The sequence below is a fragment of the Streptomyces yunnanensis genome, from assembly GCF_029011865.1.
Classification (GTDB): domain Bacteria; phylum Actinomycetota; class Actinomycetes; order Streptomycetales; family Streptomycetaceae; genus Streptomyces; species Streptomyces yunnanensis.
In genome coordinates this window covers 6,034,172-6,051,568 of record NZ_CP095749.1, presented here as the reverse complement: position 1 = coordinate 6,051,568, position 17,397 = coordinate 6,034,172, and the positions used below count along the sequence as shown (strand labels likewise).

Sequence of the window (17,397 nt, the reverse complement as noted above, 5' to 3'; positions counted from 1 at the left end):
GATCGGTCCGGGCTGGACCGCAACCCTCAGGGTTGGAAGCCCCCTCCCTGAGGAGGGGAGCGGAGTCACGCAGTTCTCCCTTGCGGATGAACTAGGGCCCGAGTTCATCGGGCAAGAAGGGCGGCGGATCGCCGCCGTCCACCACTTCCCCTTCGGGAGGTGCAGTGGTGCCGGCGAAGGCGGCCTCGGGCGTGGCCTGCGGCCCGCCTTCCGGTACGCCGGCAGACGGACAAGTCATGGCGGCCGGGCCACTGCGCGCCACCGGGTCGAGCAGCGCCTGGTACGGGCCGACGGCCTGCACGCCGATGGCGCGCAGCGCGGCCCACATCGTCACCTGATTGGCGGAGAGCACGGGCATCCGCAGCTCCGCCTCCAGTTGGGGGATGACGTCGTAGGTGGGGAGGTTGGTGCAGCTGATGAAGAGGGCGTCGGCGGCACCGACGACGGCCGCGCGGGCCATGTCGACGACGTCGCGGTAGGGGACCTTCCAGATGTGCCGGGTGAGTCCAAGGTAGGCGCGGCCGGTGACGGTGATGCCGGCCTCGCCCAGGTACTCCTCCAGGGAATCGGTGACCGATTTGGTGTACGGGGTGACGACGGCGATGCGTCGCGCCCCGATCTCCTGGAGCGCCGCGATCGCGGCGCCCGAGGTGGTGAGGGCGGGTACCTCCCCCGCCTGGGTCATGGCCGCGCACATCGCGCGTTCGCCGGCCATGCCGCCGACGAAGCTGCCGGACGTACATGCATAGGCGATGACCTGCGGCGATACCGCGCACAGCGCCCGGACGGCGGCGTCCAGGGTCTCGTGCTCGCTGACCAGACGGGCCAGGTCGAGGCTGACCTCGACGGGTACGAAGGGAGTTCGGGTCAGGTGGAGGGACACGTCGTCGGGGACCCAGCGCCACAGCTCGCGGTCGAGCGCGAAGTCGAAGGGCGCGACGACGCCCACGCCGAGCTGGGGCTGTGGGCCACCCAGGAAAGAGACGTCCATGAAGGCCCCTAGAAGGCACGAAGGGCTGGAATGGCAAGGCCAGTGGCCGGGGGGAGGTGATGCAGCCGGATAAGCCGGGACGTCGGGACAGAGCCGTTGTTGACACGGTAGATACGACTTCTTAGCGTGGTCAATCCTCGCATCTCAGGCATCTGTCGGCGCCCTGTTTCGTGAGACGGGGCACTCGTTTCAGAACGGTTTCTCTGGCCTATGTCCGATCGCACCGGAAGCACTGGCAGCACCCCCAGCACCCCCAGCACCGTCAGCACTGGCAGCACTGGCAGCACTGTCCTCGTGTTGGGTTCCGATCCGCTCCCACGGCTGGACCGGCTCACCGGACGGGCCGAGGTGGTCTTCGCCGACGAGCAGACCCTGGCCGGCCTACTCCCCACCGCCGATGTGCTGTTGGCCTGGGACTTCACCTCCGACGCGATCCGGGACAGCTGGCCCGGGCGCGGCCCGCGGCCCCGCTGGGTGCACACCGCGAGCGCCGGCGTGGACCGGCTGCTGTGCCCGGCGCTGATCGCCGACGACACCGTCGTCACCAACGCCCGCGGGGTCTTCGAGCAGCCGATCGCCGAGTACGTCGCCGGACTGGTGATCGCCATGGCCAAGGACTTCTACGGAAGTTGGGAGCTCCAGCGGCAGCGGCGCTGGCAGCACCGGGAGACGCTGCGGCTGGCCGGGACCCGCGCGGTGGTGGTGGGCGCGGGGCCGATCGGCCGGGCCGTCGGCGGCACCCTGCTGGCACTGGGTGTCCAGGTCGATCTGGTCGGCCGTCGGGAGCGGGACGGCGATCCGGAATTCGGCCGGGTGCACGCCGCCGGGGCCCTGAACGGGCTGTTGCCGCATGCCGATTGGGTGGTCTGCGCGGCGCCCCTGACGGAGGAGACCCGGGGGATGTTCGGGGCCGCGGCGTTCGCGCTGATGCCGCGCCGGGCCCGCTTCATCAACGTCGCGCGGGGGCCGCTGGTGGACGAGGAGGCGCTGGTCGCGGCGTTGCGGGAGTGGCGGATCGCGGCGGCGGCGCTGGACGTCTTCGCCCACGAGCCGCTGGGCGCGGACAGCCCGCTGTGGGACGTGCCGCACCTGATCGTCTCGCCGCACATGAGCGGCGACACCCTGGGCTGGCGGGACGTGCTCGCCGCGCAGTTCCAGGACAACTTCGACCGGTGGGCGGCCGGGGAACCGCTGCTCAACGTGGTCGACAAACACCTCGGATACGTACCGGTGCAGTGACCCCGCGGGCCGTCCGGGTCCGGCCCGCGGCGGTCCGTGCCCCGCCCGCCGTCCCGCCCGGGGCGGCCGACGCTCGGAGGACGCATGACCAACGGACCGACCCGCCTCGCCGACCTGACCGCCACCCGCCTGACGGCCGGCTACGCCGCCGGCGAGTTCTCCCCCGTGGAGGTGACCCGGGCCGTGCTGGCGCGCGCCGAGGCCGCCCAGGCCGCCGTCAACGCCTTCACCCGGATCGACGCGGAGCAGGCGCTGGCGCGGGCGGCCGAGTCGGCGGAGCGCTGGCGGCGCGGGGCGCCGGCCGGGCCGGTGGACGGGGTGCCGGTCACCGTCAAGGACGTGCTGCTGATGCGGGGCGCGCCGACGCTGCGCGGGTCGCGGACCGTCCGGGCGGAGGGCGCGACGTGGGACGAGGACGCGCCGGCGGTGGCCCGGCTGCGGGAGTCCGGGGCGGTGTTCGTCGGCAAGACCACCACCCCGGAGTTCGGCTGGAAGGGTGTCACCGACAGTCCGCGGCACGGGGTGACGGGCAATCCGTACGACCCGGGGCGGACCGCGGGCGGCTCCAGCGGGGGCGGTGCGGCGGCGGTGGCGCTGGGGGCCGGGCCGCTGAGCCTGGGGACGGACGGCGGCGGGTCGGTGCGGATCCCGGCGTCGTTCTGCGGGATCTTCGCGCTGAAGGCGACGTACGGGCGGGTGCCGGCGTATCCGGCGAGCCCGTTCGGGACGCTGGCGCACGTGGGGCCGATGACCCGGGACGCGGCGGACGCGGCGCTGATGATGGACGTGATCTGCGGCCCGGACTGGCGGGACTGGTCTCAGCTGGCCCCGCCGACCGGGTCGTTCCGGGAGGCGCTGGCCGGGAAGGTGGCGGGGCTGCGGGTGGCCTACAGCCCGTCGCTGGGCTGGGACGTGCCGGTGGCTCCGGAGGTGGCGTCGGCGGTCCGGCGGGCGGTGGACGCGCTGGCCGGGCTCGGCGCGGACGTCGAGGAGGTCGACCCGGGCGTGGCGGATCCGGTGGCGGCGTTCCACACGCTGTGGTTCAGCGGCGCGGCGCGGCTGGTGCAGCCGCTGGGGCCGGCCGACCGGGAGCTGCTGGACCCGGGGCTGCGGGAGATCTGCGAGCAGGGCGCCCGGTACGGCGCGCTGGACTATCTGGCGGCGGTGGACGTCCGGATGGCGTTGGGCCGGGCGATGGGCCGTTTCCACAGCGTCTACGACCTGCTGGTGACGCCGACCGAGCCGATCACCGCGTTCGCGGCCGGCGTGGAAGTGCCGCCCGGTTCCGGCCACGCCCGGTGGACGGGCTGGACGCCGTTCACCTATCCGTTCAACCTCACCCAGCAGCCCGCCGCGACCGTGCCGTGCGGGGTGGACGGCGACGGGCTGCCGATCGGGGTGCAGTTGGTGGGCGCGCGGCACGCGGACGCACTGGTGCTGCGCGCCGCGCACGCCCTCTACGAGGCGGGGGCGGCCGGGATCCCGGCGCCGGCGGTGCCGTAGGGGCGGGCCCCTACGGCGGGGGTGCCCTAGGACGGGGTCCCCTAGGGCGGGGGCGAACAGATCCCGTAGGGGGTGGGTACGCCCCCTACGGGGCCACAACGCGGCGGGGGCGGAGGGAATTCCGACACCCCCGGGCGCACGGAGCGCCCGCGCGCCGGGCCCCATGGTGGACGCGGCGCCGGGCCCCGCATCGGGCCCGGCGCCAGGACGGGCGTCAGGGCGGGCGTCAGGCCCGGCGGAAGGCGAGGGTCTCCCCCAGCGCCCCGGCGCGCCACAGGTCCTGGCAGGCGTCGGCCATCCGGTCCAGGCCCTCGACGACCGCGCCCCAGACGATGCCCGGCACCCAGCCCGCGTCACCGTTGATCAGCAGGTTGTTGCGTTCGTAGAAGAGCGCGAGGTCGACGACGGTGGCGCGGCCGCGGTGCTTGGCCGCGCTCTCGTAGCCGTAGGAGGCGGTGCCCAACTGGGTGTCGCTGAAGGTGAAGTAGCACAGGTCGCCGGGGATCGGGGTGACCGTGGGGTTCTCCAGCGGCGGCTCCTCGGGGGCGAACGGCGGGACCAGGGCGTAGATCTCGTTGCGGGCGTACTTGGCGTGGTAGACGTCGCCGCCGAGCGGCAGCGCGTCCCAGATGGCGGCGCACGTGAGCGGAGCGCGATCGTCGAGCAACTTGGCCGTGCAGCTGACGCCGCGCTTGTCCAGGGAGACTTCGATGAAGCGATCGGTCATATCCCGAGCGTAGGGGGCAATACCGGCGTACGGGAACATCTCCCGCGGCGGTGTGAAGGGCTCGAAACCATCGGCATAGGTGTGAACGGTTCGGGTAGCCGCGCGCCCATGGCTCCACCACAGAGCACAACCTCAGACAATCAGGGACCACATCCTCAAGGCCACACCCCCTGGAGACCCGAGATATCAGGACAACGGGCCAGCGGTCTCCGCCGCCGGTCGCTGCTCGCGGGGGTGGCGGCGCTCGGCGCGGCAGGTGCGATCGGCGCGGCCAGCGGCTGCAGCCGGGTCCCGACCGCGCAGGCGCAGGGCGGCGGGCGGCTGTTGGAGCGGCTGCGCGCCAAGGGCTCGGTGACGCTGGGGCTGGCCGGCGAGCAGCCGTACGGCTACATCGGCACCGACGGCAAGATGACCGGTTCGGCGCCCACCATCGCCCGGGTGATCTTCAAGCGGCTCGGCGTCCCGCGCGTCGAGCCCTTCCCGACCGACTTCGGCTCGCTGATCGTCGGCCTGAACTCCCAGCAGTTCGACGTGGTCGCGGCCGGGATGTACATCAACCCCGACCGCTGCGCGCAGGTCATCTTCGCCGATCCCGAGTACCAGATGCTGGACGCCTTCATCGTCCGCAAGGGCAATCCGCTGAAGCTGCGCACCTACAAGGACATCGCGCGGACCGGCGCGCGGATGGCCACCGGCGTCGGCTACGCCGAGATCGACTACGCCAAGGAAGCCGGGGTCACCCACATCACCACGCTGCCCGACCAGTTGGCGGGGCTGCTGGCGGTCGAGCAGGAACGGGTGGACGTCTTCGTCGGCACCGCGGTGACGGTCCGCAACGTGGTGAAGCAGTCGCGCACCACCAAGGCGGAGGCCACGCCCGAGGTCACCCCGTATGTGAAGGGGAAGCCGGTGATCGACGTCGGCGGGTTCGCGTTCCGCACCCCGGAGACCGACCTCCGTGACGCGTTCAACCGCGAGCTCCACAAGATGAAGCGGTCCGGGGAGCTCCTGGACCTCATGCGGCCCTTCGGCTTCACCGCGCAGCAGATGACGGAGATCACCGCCAAGGAGAAGTGCCGGCCATGAGCGACATCACCTGGGGTCTGTGGGAACTCCTCCTCAAGGGCGTGTGGATCACCGTCCAACTGACCGTCTACAGCGCGGCACTGGCCGCCGTCGCGGCCTTCGGCATCGGCCTGGCGCGCACCCACCGGCGGTGGATCGTGCGGTTCCTGTCCGGGGCCTACTTCGAGATCTTCCGCGGCACCTCCGCGCTGATCCTGATGTTCTGGATGTTCTTCGTGCTGCCGATGGGTTTCGGCTGGCAGCTGGCCCCGATGTGGGCCGCGGTGCTGACGTTGGGGCTGACCTACGGCGCGTACGGGTCCGAGGTCGTCCGGGGCGCGATCGCCGCGGTGCCGCCGGGGCAGCGCGAGGCCGGCGTGGCGCTCAGCTTCTCGCCCGCGCAGACGCTGCGGAAGATCGTCCTGCCGCAAGCCTGGCCGGGCATGGTCCCGCCGTTCAACAACCTGCTGATCGAGCTGCTCAAGGGCACCGCGCTGGTGTCGATCCTGGGCGTCGGCGACATCGCCTTCGGCGCCTCCCTGGTGCGCAACGCCACCGCGCAGAGCGCCCCCGTCTACACGATCATCCTGGTGATGTACTTCGTCCTGGCGTTCGCCCTGACCCGCGGGATGCGGGCGGTGGAGCGGCACGCCAAGGCCGGCATCGGGCAGGCGCCGGCCGGGCGGTCGCGACTGCGGCCCGCCACCGGCCCGACCGTCACCGGTGCCGCCGCTCCCGCGGAAGGTGAGGCCCGATGAAGTTCGACTGGTCCGCGGTCGGCGCCTTCCTGCCGACGTTCTGGAACGGCGTCCTGGTCACCCTCCAGGCCCTGGCGCTCGGGTCGCTGATCGCCTTCGGACTCGGCCTGGTCTGGGCGTTGGCGCAGCGCTCGTCCCTGAAGGTGGTGCGCTGGCCGGTGACCGCGCTCACCGAGTTCGTGCGCAACACCCCGCTGCTGGTGCAGCTGTTCTTCCTCTTCTACGTGATGCCCGAGTGGGGTGTCACGCTCAGCGCCCTGGCCACCGGCGTGATCGGGCTGGGGCTGCACTACTCGACGTACACCGCCGAGGTCTACCGCTCCGGTATCGACGGCGTCCCGGCCGGCCAGTGGGAGGCGGCGATCGCGCTCAGCCTGCCGCGCCGCCGCACCTGGACCGCGGTGATCCTGCCGCAGGCGATCCGCCGGGTGGCGCCGGCCCTGGGCAACTACGTCATCGCGATGCTGAAGGACTCGCCGATGCTCTTCGCCATCGGTGTGCTGGAGATGCTGGGCGAGGCCCGGCAGTTCTCGTCCCAGACCTTCCAGACCGTCGAGCCGTACACGGTCGTCGGGGTCGCCTTCATCGCCATCGCCTACCCCGCCTCCCTTCTCCTGCGAGCCCTGGAGCGCCGCCTTGTCCGCTGACCACAGCACCCCGAACACCCCGCCCGCCGACGGCACCGACGCCGCCTCCGCCTCCGGACAGACCGAGCTGATCCGCTTCGAGGCGGTCACCAAGCGGTTCGGCTCGCACACCGTCCTCGACGCGCTGGACATGAAGGTCTACCCCGGCAAGCACGTCACCCTGATCGGCCCGTCCGGCTCCGGCAAGACCACGATCCTGCGGCTGATGATGACGCTGCTGAAGCCGGACGAGGGGACCATCAAGCTGGGCGACCGGTACCTCACCCACGAGGACAAGGGCGGCAGACTCGTCCCGGCGAGCGACCGCTACAGCCGCGAGATCCGCAAGAACATCGGCATGGTCTTCCAGCAGTTCAACCTCTTCCCCAACATGAAGGTGCTGCGGAACATCACCGAGGCCCCCGTGCACGTCCTCGGCATGGACAAGGACGCGGCCGAGCAACGCGCCCGCGAGCTCCTGGACCTGGTCGGCCTCACGGCCCACCTCGACAAGTACCCCTCGCAGCTCTCCGGCGGCCAGCAGCAGCGGGTCGCCATCGCCCGGGCGCTGGCCATGCGCCCGCAGGTGCTGCTGCTGGACGAGGTGACCTCGGCCCTGGACCCGGAGTTGGTGGCCGGCGTCCTGGACCTGCTGCGGGACATCGCCCGCAGCACGGACATCACCATGCTCTGCGTGACGCACGAGATGAACTTCGCCCGGGACATCTCCGACTGCGTGATGATGTTCGACGCCGGTCGGGTCATCGAATTCGGCCCGCCGGAGCAGATCTTCACGGCTCCGGAGCACGAGCGGACCCGGGAGTTCCTGAGCGCGGTGCGGTAGGCGGCGCCGGCGGCGGTGCCCCGAAGGGCGCCGCCCGGGGGCGTGCGGAGGTACGGCACGTGGTGCGCGTCTCCGCACGCCCCGCCCGCGTCCCGTCGGCCCGGTGGGCAGGGTGCCGGGACCGCGCACCGCGCATTTTTGAGACATCCGTGACCATTGCGCCGCAGGTGACGGGTGAGGTGTATGAACATCAGACGGAAAGACGTACATCAGGTGGAAGGGCGGGGCGTGCGAGCCTCAGGCGAAAACCCGACACTCCGTCAACTCCGCACGTCACCACCGGCCGTCAACCCCGAACGTCAGCGGACCGGCCGGTCGGCTCCGGTCCGCCGTTGTCGCCGGTCCGCGGGGCATCCCACGCTCCGCTCATGACCTGGGCATATGCCAGAGTGTAGGGCGCCTGCACAGACGCGTGAACCAATCCGGTTTTCGGTCAAGACCCCCTCCATCCGGGCCCGTTGACCGCTATCGTGATACGAGCCCGTTGTCCGGAAGCGAACCGCGTTCCACGTGGTCGCACCCGCCGACAACGGTCACGACGCAAGCGGTACCAACCTCCTAGGGGGACACCGTGGCGCTGAAGCCCGAGCCGACCGCGCCGTTCCATTCGGTGCAGCACGCCCTACGCGTACTCGAAACGATCTCGCGGCACGCCGATGGCGTGACCGACGCGCAGATCGCTCGCGAGACCGGCCTGCCGGCAGCCCACCTCACACAGCTGTTGTCGATGCTGCGCCGCGAAGGCTACGCCCAACAGCTCGCCGACGGCGCGTATGTCGTCGGCGAGTCGTTGCTCCTGCTGGGCTCGGACTCCGACCGCAGCCGCGCCCTGCGCGACAAGCTCCAGCGCACGCTGGACCAGCTGCGCGATTCGGTCGGGGCGGCGGTCTACATCAGCCGGTACATCGACGGCGAGGTGAAGATCCTCCACTACGCCGACGGCCCGCTGGCCCCCAAGGTCAACGAGTGGGCCGAATTCCGCCGCACGGCACACGCCAGCGCGGTCGGCAAGTGCCTGCTGGCCCAGCTCGACCACGACGGGCGGATGGACCACCTCTCACGCCACAAGACCGCCCGGCTCACCTCCCGGACGATCACCAACGAGAAGGTGCTCTTCCACAAGCTCGACAGCCAGCCACCGACCGTCCCCGTCCTGGACCTCCAGGAGTACGCGGTCGGCACGGTCTGCGCCGCGGTGCCGATCACCGCCGGCAAGACGGTCGGCTGTCTGGCGCTGTCGATGCCGCTGGAGAACGCCCACCGCCTGCGGCAGGCCGCCGACACCCTCAACCGCAAGGCCGCGCCGGTCCTGCTGTCACTGGCGATCTGAGCACCGGTGCCGGCAGTGAGGACCCCGGCACAGGGCCCCTCCGGGCCCGATCACCAGGGTGGTCATGAGCACCCCTCTCGACCAGGTAGTATTTCTTTCGTCAGCAGGCGCCGCTAGCTCAGTTGGTTAGAGCAGCTGACTCTTAATCAGCGGGTCCGGGGTTCGAGTCCCTGGCGGCGCACAGCGAATAGGTCGCTGACCTGGGGCTTCTCGGTTCACCGAGAAGCCCCTTTCGCATGCCGTGATGACGCGCGCCCTGACTGTCGCGTGACGCAATCCGTCCGCGTACGTCCATATCTGTCCGCGTCCATCCGTATGGGTCAACGCTCCAGAAGATGCTCCCGGCCGTGATCGCGGTACTGCGACAGGAGGGCGGCACGGTCCTCGTCCGTGAAACGGCGGTAGCGCAACGGTGCGGAGCCGGGCCGTCCGGAGCCGGGCCGTTCGACGTGGCCGTCCGTGGCTCGCGTGCGAAGGCGCGTCGGGGGCTCGATCGGCCGCCACCAGACCGGGTCCGGGCAGGAGAAGCCGGCCCGCCGGAGCGCGACCCGATGGATCTTGTTGGTCGCGGTGACCGGCAGCGCGGCGACGGCCCGCACGAACCGGGGCGCCATCTTCGTACCGAGGTCGGGCTGGGCGGCGAGGAAGGTCGCGAAGTCGTCCAGGTCGAAGGCCGTGCCGTCGGGCAGCGCGAGCGCCGCCATGACCTGGTCGCCGGCGACCGGGTCGGGCACGGCGTAGACGGCGGCTCCGGTGGCCGGGGCGTAGCGGGCGAGGATGTTCTCGATCACCGCGGCGGCCAGGTTCTCGCTGTCCACCCGCAGCCGGTCGTCCGCCCGCCCGGCGAAGTGGAAGAACCCCTCGGCGTCCCGGAAGAACAGGTCACCGGTCCAGTACCAGCCCGCGCCGACGCCGTCCCCCGGCCGGCCCCGGGTGCGGGCGGCGGTGGCCTCCGGGTTGCGCCAGTAGCCCTCGAAGGCGCTGCGCCCCCGATTGACCAACTCCCCTATGGCCTGCGCGCCGTTGAGCAGCCGGCCGGCCGGGTCCAGGTGGGCGCGCGGCAGTTCGTCGCCGGTCTCCGGGTCGACGACGGCGAGGTCGTCCCCGGGGGCGGGGCGGCCGACGGCGCCGGCCGGGGTGTCCGGGGTGCGTTGCAGGGACGCGCCGCCCTCGGAGGAGCCGTACCCCTCGATCAGACGGACACCGAACCGGTCGGCGAAGCGGGCGACGTCCACGGCCCCCGCCTCCGTCCCGAACCCGGTGCGCAGCGGGTGGTCGCGGTCGTCGGGGGCGGGTGGGGTGGCGAGGAGGTACTGCACGGCCCGGCCGACGTAGGTGAAGTAGGTGGCCCCGTAGCGGCGTACGTCGGGGAGGAAGGCGGAGGCGGAGAAGCGGCGGCGCAGGGCGACGGCCGCGCCGCCGGCGAGCGCCGGGGACCAGCCGGCGATCACCGCGTTGCCGTGGAACATCGGCATGCACAGATAGTGGACGTCCTCCCTGCGCACCCCGAAGTAGGCGACCAGGGAATGGCCGGCGGCGGCGAGCCTGCCCTGGGTGCACAGCGCGGCCTTCGGCGCCCCGGTGGAGCCGGAGGTGAAGTAGAGGAGCATACGGGTGGCGGGGTCCGGCCCGCCGGCCCGGCCGTGCCCGGTGGCACGGAGCGCGGACCCGAGGACGTCCTCCGGCCGCGCGCCCTCGTAGGGGGCGAGCAACTCCCGGTAGGCCGGAGCGTCGGGGTCGCCGTCGGTGAGCAGGATGCGCTCGGGCGGCAGCGGCAGGTCGAGTCCGGCGAGCAGCGGCAGGTGGGCCCGTTCGGTGATCAGCAGCGCGCAGTCGGTGTGGGCGATGTCGCGGACCAGCTCCGGGCCGCGGCGGGTGGGGTTGATGCCGGCGACGGCGGCTCCGGCGAGCGCCGCCGCGCCCAACCACAGCGGGAACTCGGGGACGTTGTCGAGCAGCACCCCGATGTGCGGCTCCGCGCCGCGCGGCAGTACGTCCCCCAGCAGTGCGGCCCGCGCGGCGGCGGCGCCGGCGACCTGGTGATGGGTGAGCGCCGCGTCCTGGTACGTGAGGGCGATGCGGTGGTCGCCCCACTGCGCCTGGAGCAGCTCGGCGATGGTGCGGGCGCCGGGGCGGTCGGGGGCGGCCTCGGCGGGGCTGCCGGCCGCGTCACGGCCGGGCGGACGGCGATCGCGGGCATCGCGGGCGAGCGGGCTGTCGCTGCGGGAGCTGTCGGCCACCATGTCGGCGGAGCATAACTGACGTAGCGTCAGATGTGGAGGGCAAGGGCGGCCGGTCGTTCCTCCGTCGCGATCGTGCCTCCGTCGTGGTCGTGCCTCGGTTGGGTGGGCGGGGGTTGTCAGTGGTGTGTGTGAGAGTGGCGGGCATGCAGACGACACCTGATGGACGCCCCGTTCCTCCCCCGCATGCCGGGGAGCGCGAGAACCTGGAGAGCTGGTTGGACTTCCACCGCGCGACGCTGGAACTGAAGTGTGCGGGCCTCGACGACCGTCAGCTGCGGCTGGCCTCGGTGGCACCGTCGTCGATGACGTTGTTGGGGCTGGTTCAGCACCTGGCGGAGGTCGAACGCCATTGGTTCCAGCGGGTGTTCGCGGGTGAGGATGTGCCGCTGGTGTACGGGGAAGATTCGGGTGACGGCTTCGCGCTCTCCCCGGACCGGGGGATCGATGCGGCCCTGGACCTCTGGCGTGCGGAGGTCGCCCGGGGCAAGGAGCTGATCGCCGATGCGTCGCTGGAGGACTCGGGTGCGCTCCCGGAGCGGGAGGCCGGGTACGTCGGCGACCAGGGGGTGTCGCTGCGCTGGATCCTGGTCCACCTGATCGAGGAGTACGCGCGTCACAACGGGCACGCGGATCTGATCCGGGAAGGCATCGACGGCGCCACGGGCGCCTAAGGTCGACTGCCGGCCACCGGGTCGGCGCCGGCACTCACCGGGGCGGCGGGGCGGCACCACTCCCCGCCGCACACCGGATATCGGACACCAGGCACAGCACACCAGGCACCAGGCACCGCGAGTCTCAAGAATCGCGGGAGCGCCGGGTACCGCGTGAGTACCGTCGAGGTCGCGGGAGCGCCGGGTGTCGCGGTGGTGGGGCCAGGGGCCGGCCCCGACCCGTCGGGCGGGGGCCTAGGCCGCCTCGGGGAGGGGGCCGCCCGGTGTGGGGGCGGCGGCGGTTTGGACGAGGGCGGTGTAGGTGCGGCGCAGCGCGATGAGGGATTCCTGGGCCTCGCGGTAGACGGCGGCGTCGGGGCCGCCGCGGTGGGCGAGGGTGCGGACGGGCGCGCAGTGCCGGTCCATGGCGCTGAGCCAGGCGCGGTGCTGGGCCGGCAGGTGGCGGCGCAGGTGTTGGCGTCGGCCTTCGCCGGGGCGGCGTCCGCCGATGCCCAGGACGGCGTCGGCGGCCTGGAGGACCGGGGGTTCCAGGGCGCCCTGTTCGGCGAGCGCGGCGAGCACCGCGCGCTGCTGGTCGGTGGCCGGGGCCGCCGCCAACTCCGCTGCTTCGGAGTGGAGTTGGGCGCGCAGGGCGTGCTGGATGCGGACCAGGCGGCGCAGTGCCGTCGGTGTGGAGGAGTCGTCGGGGGCGCGGCCGGCCAGGGTGTCGGCGAGGCGGAAGAGCCAGATGCCGTGTGCCTCCAGGCGGGTCGCGGCGAGCATCAGCCGGTCCAGGCGGCTGAGCGGCTGGCCTTCCGGGGCCCAGCGCACGATCGGGACGAGTTGTTCGGTGCGGGCCAGCTGGTCGATGGGGATGTGGCGGCGTGGTTTGCGTTCGGGGGCCCAGTTGTGGAGCGCGAGGGTGGGCAGGGCGACGAACTGGTCGTGGTCGATGCGGTGGGCGATGGCGGCCCAGAGTTCCAGGAACGCCTCGTTGGCGACCTCGCGGGCGGCCGGTGCCTGCGGGTCGAGGGCGCCCCAGCCGCAGGACACGGCGATGACCGCGACGCGCATCGCGGCGGCCTCGGCGTTGCGCGGCGAGAGGCGGGAGACGCGCTGTCGCAGGGCGGTCAACTCGTCGGCGCGGTCGGCGCGGTCGACGATGTCGACGGCGGTCGCGCGGTCGGTTGCGACGGCGGCCTCGCGGGCCAGGGCGTCCAGTCGGGTCCAGGTGCCGATCATGGAGCGTACGGGGGGCCGCTCGGGGAGGAAGCCGTGTGCGCAGGGGTCGTGCGGGGCCGGGGCGCCGGTGGTGTCGCCGTCGGTGGGGGTGGTGTCGGCGGGGGTGGTGCAGCCGGTGCGGGTGCCGGGCGGGCCGGCCTGTGCCGGGATACGGACGGCCGGGTCGGCGCCGGTGACCGGGGGTGCGCCCGCTTCGGTGGCGGTGCTCGCGCGTATGGTGCGGCGGACGTCGGGGGTGGTCGTCATGGGAGTGGGAGTCATCAGCACTTCCCCGCTAGCAGGCGGGCCAGGTGGGCGTCGATATCGAGATGGCGGCCCTCGTGGCCGGGCGGGACGATGGCGGTGGTCTGTTCCAGCCAGGCGGTGAGTTCGGTCGTGCGCACCGCCAGCTCGCAGACGCTGTCGTCGGTGGCGAGTTCGATGTGCACGCGGTGGGCTCCGCCGGCGCGGTGGGTGGGCCAGACCCGCACGTCGCCGTGTCCGACCTCGTCGCGCAGTCCGTCGATCAGCAGGTCGCGGGCGAACAGCCAGGTGGCGACGGTCTCGCCGCGGCTGATGAAGGCGACCTCGACCTCGTAGGGGCGGTCGCTGCGGTAGCTGAACCGGCCGGCCACCGGAACCGTTTCGTCCGGCCCGAGGAGGAGCTGCATCTCAAGGGTGCGCTTGGCTGTCGACACCACGACGATCAACCTTTCCGAGGAGGGGCGAGTCCCGGGGCCCCGGGTCGGGGCTCGCGTCCTAGCAGACGTCGGCTCGCGGGATGGGGTTGCAGGCGAGGGCGGAGTAGTGATGGACGCCATGATCCGCGGGGGGCGGGTGGGCGCGGCCGGTGGTCCGGTGCCCGGGCCGGGTGGGGCGTGGTGGGTGCGGTGTGGTGGGCGGGGTGTTCGGGGGGCGTCATGTCCCTTCACCTCCGGGCCGACTGGTCGTGGGTTCCGCGTGCCCGGCCCGGTCCCGCCGTGCCCCGGCGCTGGCCTCAGCCTCTCAACTGGCGGGAGATACCGCATGTTGACGGGGCAACTGCGGCACTGCGGCCATGGATTCGATCTTCACAGAGCGAGGTGGGCGGCCTTGTAGGCGAAGGTCCTGATGTCGCGGGACTTTCGGCCCGGGCCGGAAGGGCGGGTGGTGCGGTAGGGGCGGGTGGGGTCGGCGGGGTGGGCGCGGGTGTGCGGGCGGGTCGGGTGGCGGGCGGGCGCGCGGGTGACGGGGATCACAGGGGTCGTGGGCGTGGGGGGCGGATGGGTGGGTACGGACCACCCCTGGAGTTCGTGTAGAGTTTTCTTCGTCAGCGCGCGCCGCTAGCTCAGTTGGTTAGAGCAGCTGACTCTTAATCAGCGGGTCCGGGGTTCGAGTCCCTGGCGGCGCACGTAGGACTGAGGCCCCTCGCATTGCGGGGGGCCTCAGTCGTGTTGTGGTGCGGTGTCATGGGCGTCCGGGGTCGCGGGGCGCGGCGGGGGTGCGTGGGTCGGGGGGCGGCCGACGGCGGCGGCGTCGCCGGTCGCGGGGAATCGCGCCGGGCCGCTGTCCGGCAGGCCGGGGTGGCCGCCGCAGAGCCAGCAGGTCAGCAGCAGGACGGTCCAGACGATGCCCGCCAGGAGGCGGGTGGTGGCGGCTGCGTCGCGCAGGGGTTCCTTCCCCGTGGCGGTCGCCGGGGCGGTCCTGTGCGGTGTGTCCGTCGGGGCGGCGGGCCGGTCGGGGCGGTTCGGGGCGGTGGTTTCCTCAATGTTCGTCGGCACTGCCGTTCCCCTGGCGTTCGCGGCGGAGGCGGAGTCGGAGGCGGAGCAGCTGGCCGGCGATGACCAGGGCCGCGCCGCCCGCGAGGACGAGGCCGACGGCGGAGGTGCTGCTCAGTTCGCGGTGGGCGGCGATCTGCCGGGGGTCGGGGCCGGCGGGGTGCGGGCCGACGGGAGGGGTGCAGGGCGGGGTGGTGGCGGCCGGGGCGACGGCGGTCGGCGCGGTGGCGGGGCCGTGTGCGGCGGAGGCGGCGTACGCGGGTGTCGTGGTCAACGCGCACGCCGCGATCGCGGCGCAGAGTGTGAGCTGCGGTGAGCGCATGGTGCACCTCCGGATACTTCCGAAGGTCCGCCGGTGTGCTGCCGGGCGCATCCGGGGCGGGGCCGGGCTGCGCCGTTCGGGTGGGCGGGGCCCGGCGGGGTGGGGTCAGACCAGGTCGACGAGGTCGGCGATGGAGTCGACGACGCGGGAGGGGCGGAACGGGTGGCGTTCGACGTCCTCGGGGCGGGTCAGGCCGGTGAGTACGAGGAAGGTTTCCATGCCTGCTTCCAGGCCGGCGACGACGTCGGTGTCCATCCGGTCGCCGATCATGGCGGAGCTCTCGGAGTGGGCGCCGATGGCGTTGAGGGCGTGGCGCATCATCAGCGGGTTGGGCTTGCCGACGAAGTACGGTTCGACGCCGGTGGCCTTGGTGATGAGGGCGGCGACGGAGCCGGTGGCGGGCAGTGGGCCTTCGGGTGAGGGGCCGGTCTCGTCGGGGTTGGTGGCGATGAAGCGGGCGCCGTTCTCGATGAGTCGGATGGCCTTGGTGAGCGCTTCGAAGCTGTAGGTGCGGGTTTCGCCGAGGACGACGTAGTCGGGGGCGTGGTCGGTGAGGATGTAGCCGATGTCGTGCAGGGCGGTGGTGAGGCCGGCTTCGCCGATGACGTAGGCGGTGCCGCCGGGGCGCTGCTCGTCGAGGAACTGCGCGGTGGCCAGCGCGGAGGTCCAGATGGATTCCCAGGGGACGTCCAGGCCGATGCGGTTGAGGCGGGCGTGGAGGTCGCGGGGGGTGTAGATGGAGTTGTTGGTCAGGACGAGGAAGGGCCTGCCGGACTCGCGCAGTCGCTTGATGAAGGCGTCCGCGCCGGGGACGGGGACGCCTTCGTGCATGAGGACGCCGTCCATGTCGGTGAGCCAGGACTCGATCGGCTTACGCTCTGCCACTGCCACTCCTGTGGTGCGTGTTGACCAGGGCTGGCCGGTTGGCCAGGGCGCCGGCCGGCCGGGTGGCGGCCGACGGCCCCAGCCTAAGTCAGCGGTGGGCCGCTGGTCCCGGTCGGTGGTGGTCAGCTTCCGGTTGCCGTCTTCCAGGCGTTGATGTAGGTGTCGAGGTTCTTGTCGATGTCGTTCCAGTCGGGTTCGAAGACGTCGACACCGTTCATGATCTTGGCGAGGGCGGCGGCGTTGGGGTCGGTGGCTTTGACGTCCTTGCGGGAGGTGAAGCCGCCGCCGACGGCGGAGACCTGTTGCTGGACGGGCTTGCTGATCAGGTAGTCGAGGAACTTGCGGGCGTTGGCAGCGTGCGGGGCGTCCTTGACCAGGCCGGCGGCGTAGGGGAGGGCGAAGGTGGTGGGTCGGGCGCCGGGCTTGGGGGCGGGGAAGAAGATGCCCTGGTGGGGCATGGACTTCATGTTGGCGTAGTTCATCTGGACGTCGCCGTTGGCGATCAGGAGTTCGCCCTTGTCGGTCTTGGGGGCGAGTTGGCCGGTGGAGGAGGACGGGCCGACGTTGTTGGCCTGGAGTTTCTTGAGGAAGTCCATGGCCGGGCCCTGGCCGCCGAAGTCGTGCAGGGCCTTGATGAGGACGGCGGTGCCGTCGCCGGCGACACCGGGGGTGGAGTACTGGAGCTTGCCGGCGAAGCGGTGGTCGGCGAGGTCCTGCCAGGTGGCCGGGGGTTGCGGGAGTTCCTTCCTGTTGTAGATGAAGCAGAAGTAGTTGTTGACGATGGAGACCCACTTGCCGCCCGGGTCCTTGTCGGCGGCGGCGACCTGTTCGGAGCCGTGCGGGCGGTAGATGTCCAGCAGGCCCTTGTCGTCGGCCTGTTGGATGAACGGGGGCAGGGTGACGAGGACGTCGGCCTTGGTGTTGGCGCGTTCGCGGGCCAGGCGCTGGACGGCGGCGCCGGAGCCGGACTCCACGTAGTTGACCTTGATGCCGGTCTGCTTCTCGAAGTCCTTGAAGACCTTGTCGTAGAAGCCGTCGCCCTGTTCGCTCTTGAGGCCGTCGGCGCTGTAGACGGTGATCTCCTTGGCCTGGGCGTCGGCGGCGGGGGTGCCGCAGGCGGTGACGGAGCCGGCGAGGGCGAGGACGGCGGCGCCGGCGGCGAGGGGGCGGTGCGGGCGGCTGGGCATGGTGGGTGCTCCTGGGGGACGGTGCGCGGGCGGGGCGGAGTCGGGGGGT

Annotated in this window: 18 protein-coding genes and 2 tRNA genes; 10 read left to right on the top strand and 10 right to left on the bottom strand. The window is 72.2% G+C overall.

The genetic code is table 11. The features are described 5' to 3' along the window. Positions 1 to 91: 91 nt before the first annotated feature. Entirely contained in the window at positions 92 to 991 is a 900-nt protein-coding gene (locus MOV08_RS26460; RefSeq protein ID WP_039636168.1) for a maleate cis-trans isomerase family protein, read from the bottom strand. Between the two features lie 297 nt (positions 992 to 1,288). On the opposite strand from MOV08_RS26460, the gene MOV08_RS26455 reads away from it, so the two are divergent. Together MOV08_RS26455 and MOV08_RS26450 are read left to right on the top strand one after the other, a co-directional pair. Then, a complete protein-coding gene (locus MOV08_RS26455; RefSeq protein WP_338057193.1) occupies positions 1,289 to 2,230 on the top strand; it encodes a D-2-hydroxyacid dehydrogenase in 942 nt (313 codons plus the stop codon). Positions 2,231 to 2,314: 84 nt separating this feature from the next. After that, positions 2,315 to 3,733: an amidase gene (locus MOV08_RS26450; protein ID WP_275309103.1), complete on the top strand. Its 1,419-nt coding sequence runs from the start codon at positions 2,315 to 2,317 to the stop codon at positions 3,731 to 3,733. A 226-nt stretch (positions 3,734 to 3,959) separates the two neighbouring features. On the opposite strand, the gene MOV08_RS26445 is transcribed toward MOV08_RS26450, so the two are convergent. After that, entirely contained in the window at positions 3,960 to 4,460 is a 501-nt protein-coding gene (locus MOV08_RS26445) for a DUF3830 family protein (RefSeq protein ID WP_039636164.1), read from the bottom strand. Between the two features lie 108 nt (positions 4,461 to 4,568). Here MOV08_RS26445 and ehuB point away from each other — a divergent pair, with 108 nt between their 5' ends. From ehuB to MOV08_RS26415, 6 genes are all read left to right on the top strand, one after another. After that, entirely contained in the window at positions 4,569 to 5,546 is a 978-nt protein-coding gene (ehuB, locus tag MOV08_RS26440; RefSeq protein ID WP_420834217.1) for an ectoine/hydroxyectoine ABC transporter substrate-binding protein EhuB, read from the top strand. Beyond that, positions 5,543 to 6,283, top strand: a complete 741-nt coding sequence (gene ehuC / locus MOV08_RS26435; RefSeq protein ID WP_067358734.1) for an ectoine/hydroxyectoine ABC transporter permease subunit EhuC — start codon at positions 5,543 to 5,545, stop codon at positions 6,281 to 6,283. Before ehuB ends, ehuC begins: the two co-directional genes overlap by 4 nt. Next, positions 6,280 to 6,930 (top strand): ectoine/hydroxyectoine ABC transporter permease subunit EhuD, encoded by a 651-nt coding sequence (gene ehuD / locus MOV08_RS26430; protein ID WP_039636160.1) that lies wholly within the window; start codon positions 6,280 to 6,282, stop codon positions 6,928 to 6,930. Before ehuC ends, ehuD begins: the two co-directional genes overlap by 4 nt. Further along, entirely contained in the window at positions 6,920 to 7,753 is an 834-nt protein-coding gene (gene ehuA, locus MOV08_RS26425; protein ID WP_420834216.1) for an ectoine/hydroxyectoine ABC transporter ATP-binding protein EhuA, read from the top strand. The genes ehuD and ehuA overlap by 11 nt, the downstream gene beginning before the upstream one ends. A 571-nt stretch (positions 7,754 to 8,324) precedes the next feature. After that, complete coding sequence (locus MOV08_RS26420; protein WP_039636158.1) at positions 8,325 to 9,083, top strand: IclR family transcriptional regulator; 759 nt, start codon at positions 8,325 to 8,327, stop codon at positions 9,081 to 9,083. A gap of 107 nt (positions 9,084 to 9,190) precedes the next feature. After that, positions 9,191 to 9,264 (top strand) — tRNA-Lys (locus tag MOV08_RS26415). 139 nt (positions 9,265 to 9,403) lie between these two features. Here MOV08_RS26415 and MOV08_RS26410 read toward each other — a convergent pair. Beyond that, the gene (locus MOV08_RS26410) at positions 9,404 to 11,326 is read right to left on the bottom strand and encodes an AMP-binding protein (RefSeq protein WP_275309100.1); all 1,923 of its coding nucleotides are present in this window, start codon (positions 11,324 to 11,326) and stop codon (positions 9,404 to 9,406) included. 143 nt (positions 11,327 to 11,469) lie between these two features. Here MOV08_RS26410 and MOV08_RS26405 point away from each other — a divergent pair, with 143 nt between their 5' ends. After that, complete coding sequence (locus MOV08_RS26405; protein ID WP_275309099.1) at positions 11,470 to 11,997, top strand: DinB family protein; 528 nt, start codon at positions 11,470 to 11,472, stop codon at positions 11,995 to 11,997. 234 nt (positions 11,998 to 12,231) lie between these two features. Here MOV08_RS26405 and MOV08_RS26400 read toward each other — a convergent pair whose 3' ends face one another. The 3 genes from MOV08_RS26400 to MOV08_RS26390 all read right to left on the bottom strand — a co-directional run bounded on the left by MOV08_RS26400 (position 12,232) and on the right by MOV08_RS26390 (position 14,435). Then, positions 12,232 to 13,479: a hypothetical protein gene (locus MOV08_RS26400; RefSeq protein WP_078875889.1), complete on the bottom strand. Its 1,248-nt coding sequence runs from the start codon at positions 13,477 to 13,479 to the stop codon at positions 12,232 to 12,234. Further along, a complete protein-coding gene (locus tag MOV08_RS26395; protein WP_275309098.1) occupies positions 13,479 to 13,895 on the bottom strand; it encodes an SsgA family sporulation/cell division regulator in 417 nt (138 codons plus the stop codon). Before MOV08_RS26395 ends, MOV08_RS26400 begins: the two co-directional genes overlap by 1 nt. 372 nt (positions 13,896 to 14,267) lie before the next feature. Beyond that, positions 14,268 to 14,435, bottom strand: a complete 168-nt coding sequence (locus MOV08_RS26390) for a hypothetical protein (protein ID WP_159030885.1) — start codon at positions 14,433 to 14,435, stop codon at positions 14,268 to 14,270. Between the two features lie 78 nt (positions 14,436 to 14,513). Between MOV08_RS26390 and MOV08_RS26385 the strand changes: the two genes are divergently transcribed. Then, positions 14,514 to 14,587, top strand: a tRNA-Lys gene (locus MOV08_RS26385). A 34-nt stretch (positions 14,588 to 14,621) separates the two neighbouring features. On the opposite strand, the gene MOV08_RS26380 is transcribed toward MOV08_RS26385, so the two are convergent. From MOV08_RS26380 to MOV08_RS26365, 4 genes are all read right to left on the bottom strand, one after another. Further along, the gene (locus MOV08_RS26380) at positions 14,622 to 14,957 is read right to left on the bottom strand and encodes a hypothetical protein (protein ID WP_275309097.1); all 336 of its coding nucleotides are present in this window, start codon (positions 14,955 to 14,957) and stop codon (positions 14,622 to 14,624) included. Further along, a complete protein-coding gene (locus tag MOV08_RS26375; RefSeq protein WP_275309095.1) occupies positions 14,941 to 15,276 on the bottom strand; it encodes a hypothetical protein in 336 nt (111 codons plus the stop codon). The genes MOV08_RS26380 and MOV08_RS26375 overlap by 17 nt, the downstream gene beginning before the upstream one ends. A 105-nt stretch (positions 15,277 to 15,381) precedes the next feature. Next, positions 15,382 to 16,161: an HAD-IIA family hydrolase gene (locus MOV08_RS26370; protein WP_039636150.1), complete on the bottom strand. Its 780-nt coding sequence runs from the start codon at positions 16,159 to 16,161 to the stop codon at positions 15,382 to 15,384. 122 nt (positions 16,162 to 16,283) lie between these two features. Continuing rightward, positions 16,284 to 17,348: a 2-aminoethylphosphonate ABC transporter substrate-binding protein gene (locus tag MOV08_RS26365; RefSeq protein ID WP_275309094.1), complete on the bottom strand. Its 1,065-nt coding sequence runs from the start codon at positions 17,346 to 17,348 to the stop codon at positions 16,284 to 16,286. Between the last annotated feature and the right edge of the window lie 49 nt (positions 17,349 to 17,397).